The 12,873-nt window shown below is 65.2% G+C and carries 10 protein-coding genes; 2 read left to right on the plus strand and 8 right to left on the minus strand.

Annotated features, from left to right (window positions below):
- Positions 1 to 43 precede the first annotated feature (43 nt).
- Together shc and JQ635_RS13180 are read left to right on the plus strand one after the other, a co-directional pair.
- Positions 44 to 1,996, plus strand: a complete 1,953-nt coding sequence (gene shc, locus JQ635_RS13175; protein WP_211410296.1) for a squalene--hopene cyclase — start codon at positions 44 to 46, stop codon at positions 1,994 to 1,996.
- A complete protein-coding gene (locus JQ635_RS13180) occupies positions 1,993 to 2,742 on the plus strand; it encodes a phosphorylase (protein ID WP_211410297.1) in 750 nt (249 codons plus the stop codon). The genes shc and JQ635_RS13180 overlap by 4 nt, the downstream gene beginning before the upstream one ends.
- Before the next feature lie 114 nt (positions 2,743 to 2,856).
- On the opposite strand, the gene pbfA is transcribed toward JQ635_RS13180, so the two are convergent.
- The 8 genes from pbfA to ispH all read right to left on the minus strand — a co-directional run bounded on the left by pbfA (position 2,857) and on the right by ispH (position 12,677).
- On the minus strand, positions 2,857 to 4,200 hold the full coding sequence (gene pbfA, locus JQ635_RS13185; protein WP_211410298.1) for a (R)-1-hydroxy-2-aminoethylphosphonate ammonia-lyase: 1,344 nt from the start codon (positions 4,198 to 4,200) through the stop codon (positions 2,857 to 2,859).
- Between the two features lies 1 nt (position 4,201).
- Positions 4,202 to 5,023 carry a phosphonoacetaldehyde hydrolase gene (phnX, locus tag JQ635_RS13190; RefSeq protein ID WP_211410299.1) on the minus strand — a complete coding sequence of 274 codons (822 nt, stop codon included), beginning with the start codon at positions 5,021 to 5,023 and terminating at the stop codon, positions 4,202 to 4,204.
- The gene (locus JQ635_RS13195) at positions 5,020 to 6,171 is read right to left on the minus strand and encodes a TIGR03364 family FAD-dependent oxidoreductase (protein ID WP_211410300.1); all 1,152 of its coding nucleotides are present in this window, start codon (positions 6,169 to 6,171) and stop codon (positions 5,020 to 5,022) included. Before JQ635_RS13195 ends, phnX begins: the two co-directional genes overlap by 4 nt.
- Entirely contained in the window at positions 6,168 to 7,886 is a 1,719-nt protein-coding gene (locus JQ635_RS13200) for a putative 2-aminoethylphosphonate ABC transporter permease subunit (RefSeq protein ID WP_211410301.1), read from the minus strand. The genes JQ635_RS13195 and JQ635_RS13200 overlap by 4 nt, the downstream gene beginning before the upstream one ends.
- A gap of 15 nt (positions 7,887 to 7,901) precedes the next feature.
- The gene (locus JQ635_RS13205; RefSeq protein ID WP_211410302.1) at positions 7,902 to 9,005 is read right to left on the minus strand and encodes a putative 2-aminoethylphosphonate ABC transporter ATP-binding protein; all 1,104 of its coding nucleotides are present in this window, start codon (positions 9,003 to 9,005) and stop codon (positions 7,902 to 7,904) included.
- A 76-nt stretch (positions 9,006 to 9,081) separates the two neighbouring features.
- On the minus strand, positions 9,082 to 10,119 hold the full coding sequence (locus tag JQ635_RS13210; protein WP_246583511.1) for a putative 2-aminoethylphosphonate ABC transporter substrate-binding protein: 1,038 nt from the start codon (positions 10,117 to 10,119) through the stop codon (positions 9,082 to 9,084).
- A gap of 435 nt (positions 10,120 to 10,554) precedes the next feature.
- Entirely contained in the window at positions 10,555 to 11,715 is a 1,161-nt protein-coding gene (hpnH, locus tag JQ635_RS13215; RefSeq protein WP_211410303.1) for an adenosyl-hopene transferase HpnH, read from the minus strand.
- A 35-nt stretch (positions 11,716 to 11,750) separates the two neighbouring features.
- Positions 11,751 to 12,677 carry a 4-hydroxy-3-methylbut-2-enyl diphosphate reductase gene (gene ispH, locus JQ635_RS13220; RefSeq protein WP_211410304.1) on the minus strand — a complete coding sequence of 309 codons (927 nt, stop codon included), beginning with the start codon at positions 12,675 to 12,677 and terminating at the stop codon, positions 11,751 to 11,753.
- Positions 12,678 to 12,873: the final 196 nt, after the last annotated feature.

Here is a 12,873-nt window from a genome sequence, read left to right on the forward strand (position 1 = left end):
GTCCCTGTCAACTTTCAATCGACTATCGGAGCAATCGAGCGACATGGATTCCGTGAACGCGACCAGCCGCGAAGCTTTGGAATCGAGCATTGCGTCGGCCACCCAAGGCGTCCTCGGCTTCCAGCAGTCCGATGGCCATTGGGTTTTCGAGCTCGAGGCCGACTGCACGATTCCGGCCGAGTACATCCTGCTGCGCCATTATCTCGCCGAGCCGGTCGACACCATGCTCGAGGCCAAGATCGGCAATTATCTGCGTCGCGTGCAGGGCGCCCATGGCGGCTGGCCCCTCGTGCATGACGGCGAGTTCGACATGAGCGCCAGCGTGAAGGCGTACTTCGCGCTGAAGATGATCGGCGATTCCACGGACAGCCCGCATATGGTGCGCGCGCGCGAGGCGATCCATGCCCGCGGCGGCGCGATCAACAGCAATGTCTTCACCCGCTTCCTGCTCGCGACCTTCGGTGTCGTGACCTGGCGCGCGGTGCCGGTGCTGCCGATCGAGATCGTGCTGCTGCCGTTCTGGTCGCCGTTCCACCTCAACAAGATCTCCTACTGGGCGCGCACCACCATGGTGCCGCTGATGGTGATCGCCGCGCTGAAGCCGCGCGCGAGGAATCCGAAGGGCGTCGGCATCGACGAGTTGTTCCTGCAGGATCCGCGCTCGATCGGCATGACCCACAAGGCGCCGCATCAGAGCATGGCCTGGTTCCTGCTGTTCCGCTCGCTCGATGCGATCCTGCGCGTGATCGAGCCGCTGTTTCCGAAGAGCCTGCGCAAGCGCGCGATCGACGCCGCGCTCGCCTTTACCGAGGAACGCCTCAACGGTGAGGACGGCATGGGCGCGATCTATCCGCCCATGGCCAACATCGTCATGATGTACGACGCGCTCGGCAAGGACGAGAATTATCCGCCGCGCGCGATCACGCGCCGGGGCATCGACAAGCTGCTCGTGATCGGCGACGACGAAGCCTATTGCCAGCCCTGCGTCTCGCCGGTGTGGGACACGACGCTGACCGCGCACGCGCTGCTTGAAGCCGGCGGGGACACGGCGGTGCCGGCGGCCAAGCAGGGGCTCGACTGGCTGATCCCAAGGCAGGAGCTCGAGGTGAAGGGCGACTGGGCGGCGAAGCGGCCCGACGTGCGTCCGGGCGGCTGGGCCTTCCAGTACAACAACGCGCATTACCCCGATCTCGACGACACCGCGGTGGTGGTGATGTCGATGGACCGCATGCGCCGGGAGCACGGTGCGACCGGCTATGATTCCGCGATCGCCCGCGGCCGAGAGTGGATCGAGGGCATGCAGAGCGACGACGGCGGCTGGGCTGCCTTCGACGTCAACAACCTCGAATACTACCTCAACAACATCCCGTTCTCGGACCATGGCGCGCTGCTCGATCCGCCGACCGAGGACGTCACCGCGCGCTGCATCTCGATGCTGGCCCAGCTCGGCGAGACCGAGAAGACCAGCAAGCACGTGGCCGACGGCGTTGCCTACCTCAGGAAGACCCAGCACCCGGAGGGGTCCTGGTACGGCCGCTGGGGCATGAACTTCATCTATGGAACCTGGTCGGTGCTCTGCGCCCTCAACATGGCCGGCGTCCGCCACGACGACCCCATGATCCGGAAGGCCGCCGACTGGCTGGCCTCGATCCAGAACGACGACGGCGGCTGGGGCGAGGACGCCGTCAGCTACCGGCTGGACTACCGGGGATGGGAAGCCGCCCCCTCGACGGCCTCGCAAACGGCATGGGCCTTGCTTGCCCTGATGGCGGCAGGCGAGGTTGATCACCCGGCCGTCGCCCGCGGGGTGGAGTACCTGATTGCAACACAGAACGAAAAAGGACTGTGGGACGAGCAGCGGTACACCGCCACGGGCTTCCCCCGGGTGTTCTATCTACGGTATCATGGTTACCCGAAGTTCTTTCCGTTGTGGGCGTTGGCGCGGTATCGGAACTTGCGGAACACCAACAGCAGGGTGGTAGGGGTCGGAATGTGACTTTGGGGACGGGGGACTATGTTACCGCGGGTAATGCCATCGACCCGCGGCCGATACTGATCGTGACCGGACTGGTGCAGGAGGCCCGCATTGCGGCCGGGCCTGGCATGGCGGTCATCTGTTCATCCAGCAGCCCGACCCAGTTGCGGGCGCTGCTGACGGTGGTGGACCCTGAGACGATTCGCGGCGTGATCTCGTTCGGCGTGGCCGGCGGGCTCGACCCGACGTTGCGCTCCGGCGACGTCGTGCTGGCGACCGAGGTGCTGTCCGGCGACACCCGCTGGGCCGCCGGCCTCTCGCTCGGCGACGACCTGATCGAGCGCCTGACCTCGGGCCGCCGCCGCGTGGTGCGCGGCAGCCTCGCCGGCGCCGAGGAGGTGGTCACGAAGCGGTCCTGCAAGGCAGCGCTCCACTCCGAGACCGGAGCCGCGGCCGTCGACATGGAAAGCCACATCGCGGCGGCCTACGCCGCCGAGGCCGGACTGCCCTTCGCCGCGGTCCGCGTCATCAGCGATCCCGCCCATCGCGCGCTGCCGGCGCTCGCCCGCGCCGCCATCAAGCCGAACGGCCAGATCGACCTCGCCGCCGTGCTGCGCGGCATCGTGCGCAATCCGGCAACGCTGCATGCGCTGGTCTCGACCGGCATCGACTTCAACCGCGCGCTGCGCTCGCTGCGTGGTTGCCGCGACTATTTGATCGGCACCGAGCTCGTCGAGAGCGGCGCGCTGGTCTCCGAGACGGCCTGAGCGACGTCTTCGATCCAATCAAGAAAAGGCCCGGTCGCGCGACCGGGCCTTTTTGTTTGGTGCCCGTAACCCGGATGGAGCGCGGCGTCGCGACGCGTACGGGTCGCGTTTCGCTCACAAGGCTGACATCGCCGCTTCGAGGATATCAAGGGCCCGGTCGAGTTCAGCGCGCGAGATCGTCAGCGGCGGGCATAGCGTGACCACGTTGCCGCCGCCGAGCTTGAAGCTCAGGCCTGCCTCCAGGCAGCGATACAAGAGGCGCTCCGCGAGCGCGTTGGCCTCGGCCTCGTCGCGGCGGCCGATCTCGACGCCGAGATAGAGACCTGCGCCGCGCACCTCGGAGATCAGGGGGGACCGATCTGCCATCGATCGCAGCCGTTCGAGCGCGTGCGCGCCGAGGACACGCGCTGCGGCAAGCAGCCCTTCCTCCGCGATCACATCGAGCGTGGCGAGGGCTGCAGCGCAGCCGACCGGGCCCTTCTCATGGGTGTAGTGGCCGAGCGCCCCTTCGGGCACCACGTCGAGATCGGCCCGCGCCACGATAGCTGCCATCGGCATGATGCCGCCGCCCAGTCCCTTGCCGAGCACGAGAATGTCGGGCGCAGTTTCGGCCTGCTCACAGACGAACATGGTCCCGGTGCGGCCGAGGCAACTCGGCACCTCGTCGAAGATCAGGAGCGCCCCGTGCCGATCGCAGCTCGCGCGCACGCGGGGCCAGAAGCCGGGCGGTGGCAGTTCGACCGTGGTCCAACGCATCGGCTCGGCGATTACGGCCGCGACGTCACCCTGCACCTCGAGGACGTAATCGATGTAGTCGGCGAGGCGCTCATGCGCGCGGCCGTCCTGTCCGAAGAAGCGTGCGGCCAGTCCCGGCGGCGGCACATGCTCCGTGCCCGGCAGCAGCGGGCCGGCGCCGCGCCGAAACAGGGCTTCGCCGCCGACCGAGACCGCGTCGAGATTGGCGCCGTGAAATGCATCCCACATCGACAGGGTCTTGTGTCGCCCCGTTGCATAGCGGGCGAGCTTCAGTGCCATGCCGATGGCAGCCGACCCGCTGGGGGCCAGCAGCACTTTCTCCAGGGGCGCGGGCGCCAGTTCGGCGAGGCGCCGGGCGAGGTCGATGGCGGACCTGTTGGTGTAGCGGCGCGGGCAGAAGGGCAGGGTATCGAGCTGCGACTTGATGGCCGCCACCACGCGAGGATGACCGTAGCCGACCTGATGCACGCTGTTGCCGTGGAAATCGAGGATGCGCCGTCCCTGGAGATCGACGATGTGGCTGCCTTCGGCGGCGGTGGCCACGTTCAGGCATGGCGTCGACAGCGACTGTCGCAGGAACCAGCGCTCGTCCTCGTCGAGCAATTGTTGGGTCTGCGCGTCGAGGTGACGCTCCTGAAACGATCGCCGCTCCGCCGACAGATTGACGTCGCCCTCGGAGGCGCTCATGTCAGACACGGTCATGTCAGGCTCCTGGCCGCTCTCCGCGGGCCAGCCGGCCCTCGATCGCAGTGATTACCGGGATGATGTCGGCGACGCCGTCGATCACGTAATGGGCGCCGGCGCCTGCCAGCCGCTCGACTGCGGCCGCGCGCCGTTCGGCGAAGGCTTTCGGCGGCAATGCCGCAGTGTCGGCGAGTGATAACCCGAACACGTTGCCGGTGACGGCAACGCCGACGGTCCAGCAGCCGCCGTTGAGGCCTTCCTTGATCCCGACCTCGGTGTCGTCGACCTTGACGCAGCTCCAGGCAGGCCAGACGGCGAGATCCAGAAAGGCCTTGTAGAGCATGAACGGCGTGGGGCGGCCGTCGGGCGTGTCCCCGGTGCAGACGATGCTGTCGGGCGCGTAGCCTTGCGCGGCCGCGACCGGAATGACCTCGGCCATGATCTCGCGTGTGTAGCCCGTACTCGAGCCGATCTTCAGGCCGCGGCGCCGCAAGCCGGCGACGGCTTCGGCCACGCCCGGGATCACGTCGGCGTAGCGGGCGGCGACCTCGACATTCATCGGCACGAACACGGCGTAGAGCGCATCGATGTCGGCTTCGGTCGGCTCGTGCCCATGCCTGTCGCGCCACGCGGCGGCGATCCGGGGCAAGCGCAGGAGGGCGGCGATGTGGGGGCGCTTGGCCATGCCCATGGGCCCGCGCGCCTCGTCGACGGTGATCGTCACGCCGAAGCGCGCGAACGCCTCGACGAACACGCCCATCGGCGCCAGCGAGCCGTGATCCACCGTCGTGCCGGCCCAGTCGAACACGACGGCCCGGACGTGCTCGAATTTATCGGTCATGTCGCTCGGCTCCCGGACGTCAATTCGTCAATCACTTCCTCGGCGATCGCAAACGAGGTGCTGGCGCCTGTGCCGCTGGTGATCATGACGAGGCGCACAGTTTCAGATGGGCGGTCGATCAGCATCAGACGATCGGATGCCGAGGCGTAGGTGCCGATCCAGCGTTCGCGGATGACAGGCGTTGGCCAGGCCAGAACCTGCCGGAATTCGTCCATGATCAACTCGTCCACCGCTTCAGGACCGAACGGGTCCGGCGTCGCGTCGTAGTGGTGGGAATCGCCGACGACGAGCGAGCCATCCTCGCTCTGCACGGCGATCAGATGCACGCCGTTGGCCAGATGCTGTCCCTGCTCGGATTCGAGTCGCTGCTTCAGTGCGGCCGCCTCCGGCAGCTCGGCGTAGCCGAGATAGCGCACGAGGCCAAGGTCCGACATCACGGCCGCGTTGAAGCGCGGCATCGCGCTCACTGAAGCGACCCGCAGCATGTGCAGCTTGCAGCGGACGAGGCCATAGCTCGCCAGGCGTTCCGGATAGAGGCTGAGGAAATCGTCGCCGGGGCAGACCACGCAGAGCCGGGCCCGGACCGGCCCGCGCGTGGTGTCGATGACCGGCGGTGCGACCTCCTTGGCCAGAGTCTGATACAGGAAGGTGACGCCGTGCACCTCGGCAAGCCACTTCGCCAGTGTCGGCACGGCGACACGCGACTCCACCCGCAGATCATGCGGGCTCGCCAGCACGGCTTGCAGATCGTCGGTCCGCAGCATCGGGAAACGGCGGCCCGCCTCAGCCGGGCTCAGAAGCTCGCAACCCTCGCCCATCTCGGTGGTGCGGAACGCTTCGAGCACGGCCACGGCTTCCGGTCGTCGCGCTGCGACCGCCAGTCCGACATGCTCGATCCTGATGCCGGCGGCCGGGGCCACCTCGGCCCAGACCTGCCGCGACCGCATCGCCCGCTGCCAGCACTGGCCGCGCTGCTGCCCGGTGACGGTGACGAAGCCGAAATTGCGGATCGAGGCGCCGTTCGCCCTTGCATCGCGCTCGATGACCACGACCCGCAAGCCCCGGCGCACGCCCGCAAGCGCATGGGCGAGACCGCAGATGCCGCCCCCGATAACGGCCAGATCGAATTCGTCTCCTGACACGCTCACCGTTTTCTCCACATCTGCGCACGCGCAAGATAGCCCTGCGTGAGTAACATATAGATGGCGCGTGTGACGGCCGCTGTGGCGAACACGACCATGGCCATGGCCGCCGCAGGGGCCACGTCGCCCGCGTCATCCATATTGAGCACGGCGATCGCCGCAAGCGTCGTGTGCGGCGCGTAGATGAAGACCACCGCGGAGACGGTCGTCATCGCGTTCACGAACAGATACATGGCGATATCCAGCACGGCCGGCAGGCAGACCGGCAAGGTCACGCGCATGAAGGTACGCCAGAACGGCACCCTGAGCGATGCCGAAACGGTCTCGAACTCCTGGTCGATCTGCTTGAGCGCCGTCACCGCGGTCAGGTGCGAGACGGAATAGAAATGCGAGATGGTGCAGATGACGAGGATGGCCATCGTGCCGTAGATGAAGTTCAGCGGATTGGCGGGGTTGTTGAAGAAGAAGATGTAGCCGAGGCCGAGCACCAACCCGGGAACGGCCAATGGAAGCAGCGCGAGAAACTGCACGAAGCCGCGAACGGCGCGAAAGCGCGGGGTCTTCTCGACGAGATAGGCGCCGGTAAAGATCACCGCGGTTCCGAACAGCGCGGTGAGGCCGGCCATGACGAGCGAGTTGAAATAGCTGCGCCAGCCGCCGCCATCCATCATGTCGAAGTCGAAGTTCTTGAAGCTGGGCGTCAGATTGTAGGGCCAGAACGTCGCGATCGAGGCGAAGAAGGATACGCCGAGAATGACCAGGATCGCGAACGCGATCAGCGAGCAGATCGCCAGCATCGCGCGATCGATCGTGGCGTCGGGCCTCGGCGCATATGGTACGGCGCGCGCGGAGAGCAGCGCCAACTGGCGCCGCTGCATGAGCTGATCGACGACGAAGGCCAATGCCGCGGGCAACAGCAGGAGCAAGCCGACCACCGCACCAATCTGGAAATTCTGCTGCCCGACCACCTGCTTGTAGATGTCGGTCGCGAGCACGTTGAACTTGCCTCCGATGACCTTCGGCACGCCGAAATCGGTGATCACCAGGGTAAAGACGACGAAGACCGCACTGATCAGGCCATAACGTGCCCCCGGAAGGGTCACCGTCCAGAAGGTGCGGCGCGGACTTGCCCGCAGCGCTTCCGCCGCCTCGTACAGACGCGCGTCCGAAATCGCCAGCGCGGTGGTGATGATGATGAGCGCGTGCGGGAAGGTCCAGAACACCTCGCCCATGACGATACCGATCGGGCCGTAGATCGATGCGCCGAACAGCATCCATTTGACGAGGCCCTGGTTGCCGAACAGATAGACGAGGCTGATCGCGGGAAGCAACGAGGGTGCGAGAATCGGGATCTGCGCGATGATGCGGAACAGTCCCCGCCCAGGCATGCAGGTGCGGGTGAGTCCGTAGGCGTAGACGAAGGCGAGCAGAACGCAGATGACCGTGCTCAGCAGCGAGACCCAGACCGAGTGCCAGATCGAATCGGCCAGCGCCGGGCTGGCGAAATAGGCTTGGAAATTGGCCAGGCCGACGAACCGGCCATCAGCTGCCTGGAAGCTCTTGGACAGCAGCGCCCAGAGGGGCAGCAACACGGTGATGATCAACCAGAGGCCAAGCGCCACGACCGCGCCGCGCATGATCCAGTCGTCGTGCCCCAGCTTCTGCCGCAGGGGCGCCACCGCGGCGGGATGGTCCGGCAGAATCAGCGTCTCGGTCGCCATCGCTGGTTTCCCGTGTCAGGCAGTCGCAGAGCGCGATTGCGCAAACACGCGCAACCGCTTCGGCGGCAGCGCGACCTCGATGGTCGCCCCCGAGGAAATGCCGAGGTCGCGCACGGCGTTGATCGAAAAGTCGGCCGAGAAGTTCAGTCCCGTGCCGCTCGCGTGCAGGGTCGTTGCGAAATGATTGCCGATGAATTCCATGACGCCGACCTGGACGGACAGGCGATTGTGCGAATGCTCGCCGATGTCGCGCACCACCACGTCCTCCGGCCGAAGGCAGACCGTGACGGCCGCGCCCTCGGCGAGCGGTACCTCCTCGCTGAAGTCGAGCACGGCCCCCCTGACATCCGCGCGCTTGCTCGTGACGAGGCGCCCCTCCAGAAAGTTCATCTTGCCGACGAAGTCGGCGACGAAAGCCGTCGCGGGTCGGCCGTAGATCTCGTCCGGCGTGCCCACCTGCTCGATCCTGCCATTGCTCATCACCACGATCCGGTCGGACATGGTGAGCGCCTCCTCCTGATCGTGGGTCACCATGATCGTGGTCAGCTGGAGACGTTGCTGCAGATCGCGGATCTCGCCGCGCAGACGTGCCCGGACGCGCGCGTCGAGCGCGGATAGCGGTTCGTCCAGCAGCAGAAGACCGGGCGATAGCGCCAGCGCGCGGGCGAGCGCGACTCGCTGCTGCTGCCCGCCTGAGAGCTGGGCCGGGTATTTGCCGGCTTGCTCGGGCAGACCGACAAGTTCGAGAAGCTCCTTGACCCGTTTGTCGATCTCGATGCGAGGCGTGCCGGCCGACACCAGGCCGTAGGCCACATTGTCCTTGATGGTCAGGTTCGGGAACAACGCATAGGACTGGAACACGATGCCGAAGTCGCGCTTGGCGACCGGCAACGTCGAGATGTCCCGCCCGCCCTGATGGATCGACCCGGCGGTCTGCACGTCGAGGCCAGAGATGGCGCGGAGCAGCGTGGTCTTGCCGCAACCGGATGGCCCGAGGAACGAGACGAACTCCCCGGGCATGATGTCGAGGTCGACGGTGTCGAGTGCGGTGAACGCACCGAACTTTTTCGAGAGGTTGCGGATGCGGAGATAGGGCTCCGTCGTCGGCATGCTGTCCATGACACTGTCCCGCATTCTCCGGCGGCGCGCAGGCACCGCCGGCTTGGTCGATCCCGATATTCCCGGTTCTTGGTCCCTAGTTCTTGGGCTCGGACTTGCCGTCGTAGCGCTTGCTCCACTCCGCCAGGATCTTGTCGCGGTTCTCCGCGGCCCAGGCAAAGTCGTTCTTGATCAGCATCTTGTCGATGTCACCCTGGACGAACTCCATGGAGCTTGCGATGCCGGGCAACGCGACGATGGCGAAGTTCTCGGCGTAGAGCTTGTTGGCCTCCGGCGTCGCAGCCCAGTCGGCAAGCTTCTTCGCCGCCTCCACCTCTTTGGTGGTCTTCATGATGCCGATGGCCTCCATGTCCCAGCCGAGACCTTCCTTGGGCAGGACAATGCTGATCGGTGCTCCACCCTTCTTGGTCTTGTTGGCGCGATACTCGAACGAGAGGCCGATCGCGTACTCGCCGGCGGCGGCCTGTCGGCACGGCTTGGAGCCGGAATGCGTGTAGGCCGCGATGTTCTTGTGAAGCTCATCCATGTACTTCCAGCCCCCGTCCCAGCCGAACAGCTGAAGCCAGGCGGAGACCATCAGAAACCCGGTGCCCGAGGACGCCGGGTTCGGCATGGCGATTTGTCCCTGATAGACCGGCTTGGTCAGGTCGGCCCAGGAGGCGGGCTCCGGCAGGTTCTTCTTGCTGGATTCAATGGTATTGACGCAAAAGGCCGATGCCCAGACGTCCATGCCCACCCATTCCGGTGAGGCGGCTGGATCGCGCATCTTGGCGTCGACCTTGTCGAGACCCGCCGACGCGTAAGGCATCAGCATGCCTTCCTTCTGCAGCAGCATCAGCGAGGTCGCGGCAAGACCCATCACCACGTCGGCCTTGGGGTTTGCCTTCTCCGCAAGGAGTTTTGCGGTGATGATGCCGGTGGAGTCGCGGACCCAGAGGATGTTGATGCCCGGATTGGCCTTTTCGAACGCGGCCTTGTAGGGCTTGATCTGGTCGGCCTCCAGCGCCGTGTAAACGGTGAGGTCCGCCGCGTGCGTTGCAGTGCTGAGGCCGAACATGGCGGCGGCGATCGACACGGCAGCGCATCGCAGACGGCTTGTCGTGCACAGGTTCATGTCGGGCTCCATCGATGTTGGCCACGGGCTGGCACCGTCCGGGCAGGGAACCGATATTGTAAGATGACATTTCCGTGGCGTGCATGTCGGATTTTGTGCACGGCGCGCCTCGATCGCGGTGTCTCTGCACATCTTGAGTGCAGTGTCCCCAATGCAGGCGTCTGCTCCGAGCCTTCTTCAGGGACTCTGCTTGGCGTGAGCAACGATGCGTGTTTGCCGCTGATTATCTAGCGGTCGCCGTGGCTTAGCCGAACGGACGTTGCCCCGTCCGGCCGGCGCGCTTCTACTTTGCATGGGGTTGTTTTTCACTTTTTTGCGGAGCCACCACCTCTCGCGAGCAGCACTCTGCGATCGCCCTGGGCGCTCGCGCCGAACAACGAAAAGGCCCGGTCGCCGTCGGCGACCGGGCCTGTTGTAGTAGTCGATACAGCCTGCTTACGCGGCCGTCGAAGCCTTCCGCGCGGCCTTCTCCTGAGCAGCCGCCGCCTCGTCCTTGCGGATCTCGGAGAGCTTCTTCTGGACCTGCTCGGAGAAGATGTACTGCGCCGGGCGCTGCTTGCTCATGTCGATCTCCGGCGCCATCGGGCCTGAGGTCTTGATGCCGCGCAGCGACACCCACATCGCCTTCAGCGGGTTGTTGAGCGCTGCGGTCGCCGCCGTCGGCTCGTAGCCGCAATGGGCCATACAGTCGGCGCACTTCTCGTACTTGCCGGTGCCGTAGGTTTCCCAGTCGGTGGTGTCCATCAGCTCCTTGAAGGTTTTTGCGTAGCCTTCACCGAGCAGGTAGCAGGGCTTCTGCCAGCCAAAAATGTTGCGCGCGGGCATGCCCCAGGGCGTGCACTCGTATTCCTGGTTGCCGGCGAGGAAGTCCAGGAACAGGCCGGAATGCATAAAATTCCACTTCTTGCCCTTGCCCATCGCAAAGACGTCGCGGAACAGCTTCTTGGTCTTGGTGCGGTTGAGGAAGTGCTCCTGGTCCGGCGCGCGCTCATAGGCGTAGCCGGGCGACATCGAGACGCCGACGCCGAGCTCGACGGTGAGGTCCAGGAATTTTGCGATCTCCTCGGCAGGGTGGCCGTCGAAGATGGTGGCGTTGACGTTGACGGTGAAGCCGCGCGCCTTGGCCGCCTTGATCGCAGACACCGCGCGGTCGAACACGCCCTTCTGCGACACGGCCTTGTCGTGATGGTCCTTCAGGCCGTCGAGATGCACGGAGAAGAACAGGTAGGGCGAGGGCTCGAACAGGTCGAGCTTCTTCTCGAGCAGCAGCGCGTTGGTGCAGAGCGAGACGAACTTCTTGCGCGCGACGAGGCCGCGCACGATCTCGCCGATCTCCTTGTGGATCAGCGGCTCGCCGCCGGGAATGGCGACCATCGGCGCGCCGCATTCGTCGGCGGCGTCCCAGCACTCCTGCGCCGTCATGCGGCGGTTGAGGATCGCGTCGGGATAATCGATCTTGCCGCAGCCGACGCAGGCAAGGTTGCAGCGGAACAGCGGCTCCAGCATCAGCACGAGCGGATAGCGCTTGCGGCCAAGCAGTTTCTGCTTGAGCAAATAGCCGCCGATACGCATTTCCTTGAAGAAGGGGATAGCCATTACAAGTTTCTTTCTGGGCTTGAAATTCGGGTGGGTCAGCTCGCAGCCAATTGGGCCGGAAGCCGGAATTCGATGTTTTCCTCGCGGCCCGGCAGTACCTGGACTTTGACCGGTCCGATCCGCCGCATCGCTTCGATCACGTCATCCACGAGTACCTCAGGCGCCGAAGCGCCGGCCGTGACGCCGACGGTCCTGGCATCTTTCAACCACGCCGGATTGAGCTCGCTGCCGTCGGCAATCAAATAACTCGCGACGCCGGCTTCAGTGCCGATTTCGCGGAGCCGGTTCGAGTTCGAGCTGTTGGCAGCGCCCACCACCAAGATCACGTCGACCAGCTTACTCAAGTCCCTTACCGCAGATTGGCGGTTCTGTGTCGCATAGCAGATATCCCGGATATCCGGGCCTTGAATATCTGTAAAGCGGGCCTGGAGGGCCGCAATAATGTCTCTTGTGTCGTCGACCGACAGGGTGGTCTGGGTGATGTAGGCCACTGGGCTATCCGCCGGGAGCGCCAGGGCGTTAACCTCTTCAACGCTTTGAACAAGTAGCACCGGCCCCGGGACCTGGCCCATCGTGCCCTCGACCTCGGGGTGGCCGGCATGGCCGATCAGGATCAGGGTGCGCCCCTTCGAGATGTACCGCTTCCCCTGATTGTGAACTTTCGTGACCAGCGGGCAGGTGGCATTGAGCACCGGAAGGTCGCGCACGGCCGCCTCTTCCTCGACGCTGCGGGCGACGCCATGGGCGCTGAAAACCGTGACCGATTTCGGCGGAACCTCGGACAGCTCCTCGACGAAAATGGCGCCTTTGTTCTTCAGGCTCTCGACCACGTATTTGTTATGCACGATCTCGTGGCGCACGTAGACGGGCGGGCCGTATTTCTCCAGGGCCCGTTCCACGATCTCGATTGCACGCACCACGCCCGCACAGAAGCCGCGCGGCTGCGCCAGATAAACTTCCATAGGACGCCCATCACGCAAGTTGCACCAATCCGCTTCGTTGTCCCCAGCGGCACCCCCCGATAATGACCAATGCAGTGCAATAAACGCACCATTGGCCTCGCGCACGCGGTAACCGCCCACCCCAACTGGGCCCCGGCGCATGGAGGCACAGCACTTTGTGTCAAAAAATCGGCAGAAAGGAAAGCTCAGATGAAAC

The organism is Bradyrhizobium iriomotense (assembly GCF_018130765.1).
Classification (GTDB): domain Bacteria; phylum Pseudomonadota; class Alphaproteobacteria; order Rhizobiales; family Xanthobacteraceae; genus Bradyrhizobium; species Bradyrhizobium iriomotense_A.

Coding starts and splice junctions, on each gene's coding strand:
- shc (WP_211410296.1), top strand. CDS start 44: ATGGATTCCGTGAACGCGACCAGCCGCGAAGCTTTGGAATCGAGCATT.
- pbfA (WP_211410298.1), bottom strand. CDS start 4,200: ATGACCGTGTCTGACATGAGCGCCTCCGAGGGCGACGTCAATCTGTCG.
- phnX (WP_211410299.1), bottom strand. CDS start 5,023: ATGACCGATAAATTCGAGCACGTCCGGGCCGTCGTGTTCGACTGGGCC.
- JQ635_RS13200 (WP_211410301.1), bottom strand. CDS start 7,886: ATGGCGACCGAGACGCTGATTCTGCCGGACCATCCCGCCGCGGTGGCG.
- JQ635_RS13205 (WP_211410302.1), bottom strand. CDS start 9,005: ATGGACAGCATGCCGACGACGGAGCCCTATCTCCGCATCCGCAACCTC.
- JQ635_RS13210 (WP_246583511.1), bottom strand. CDS start 10,119: ATGAACCTGTGCACGACAAGCCGTCTGCGATGCGCTGCCGTGTCGATC.
- hpnH (WP_211410303.1), bottom strand. CDS start 11,715: ATGGCTATCCCCTTCTTCAAGGAAATGCGTATCGGCGGCTATTTGCTC.
- ispH (WP_211410304.1), bottom strand. CDS start 12,677: ATGGAAGTTTATCTGGCGCAGCCGCGCGGCTTCTGTGCGGGCGTGGTG.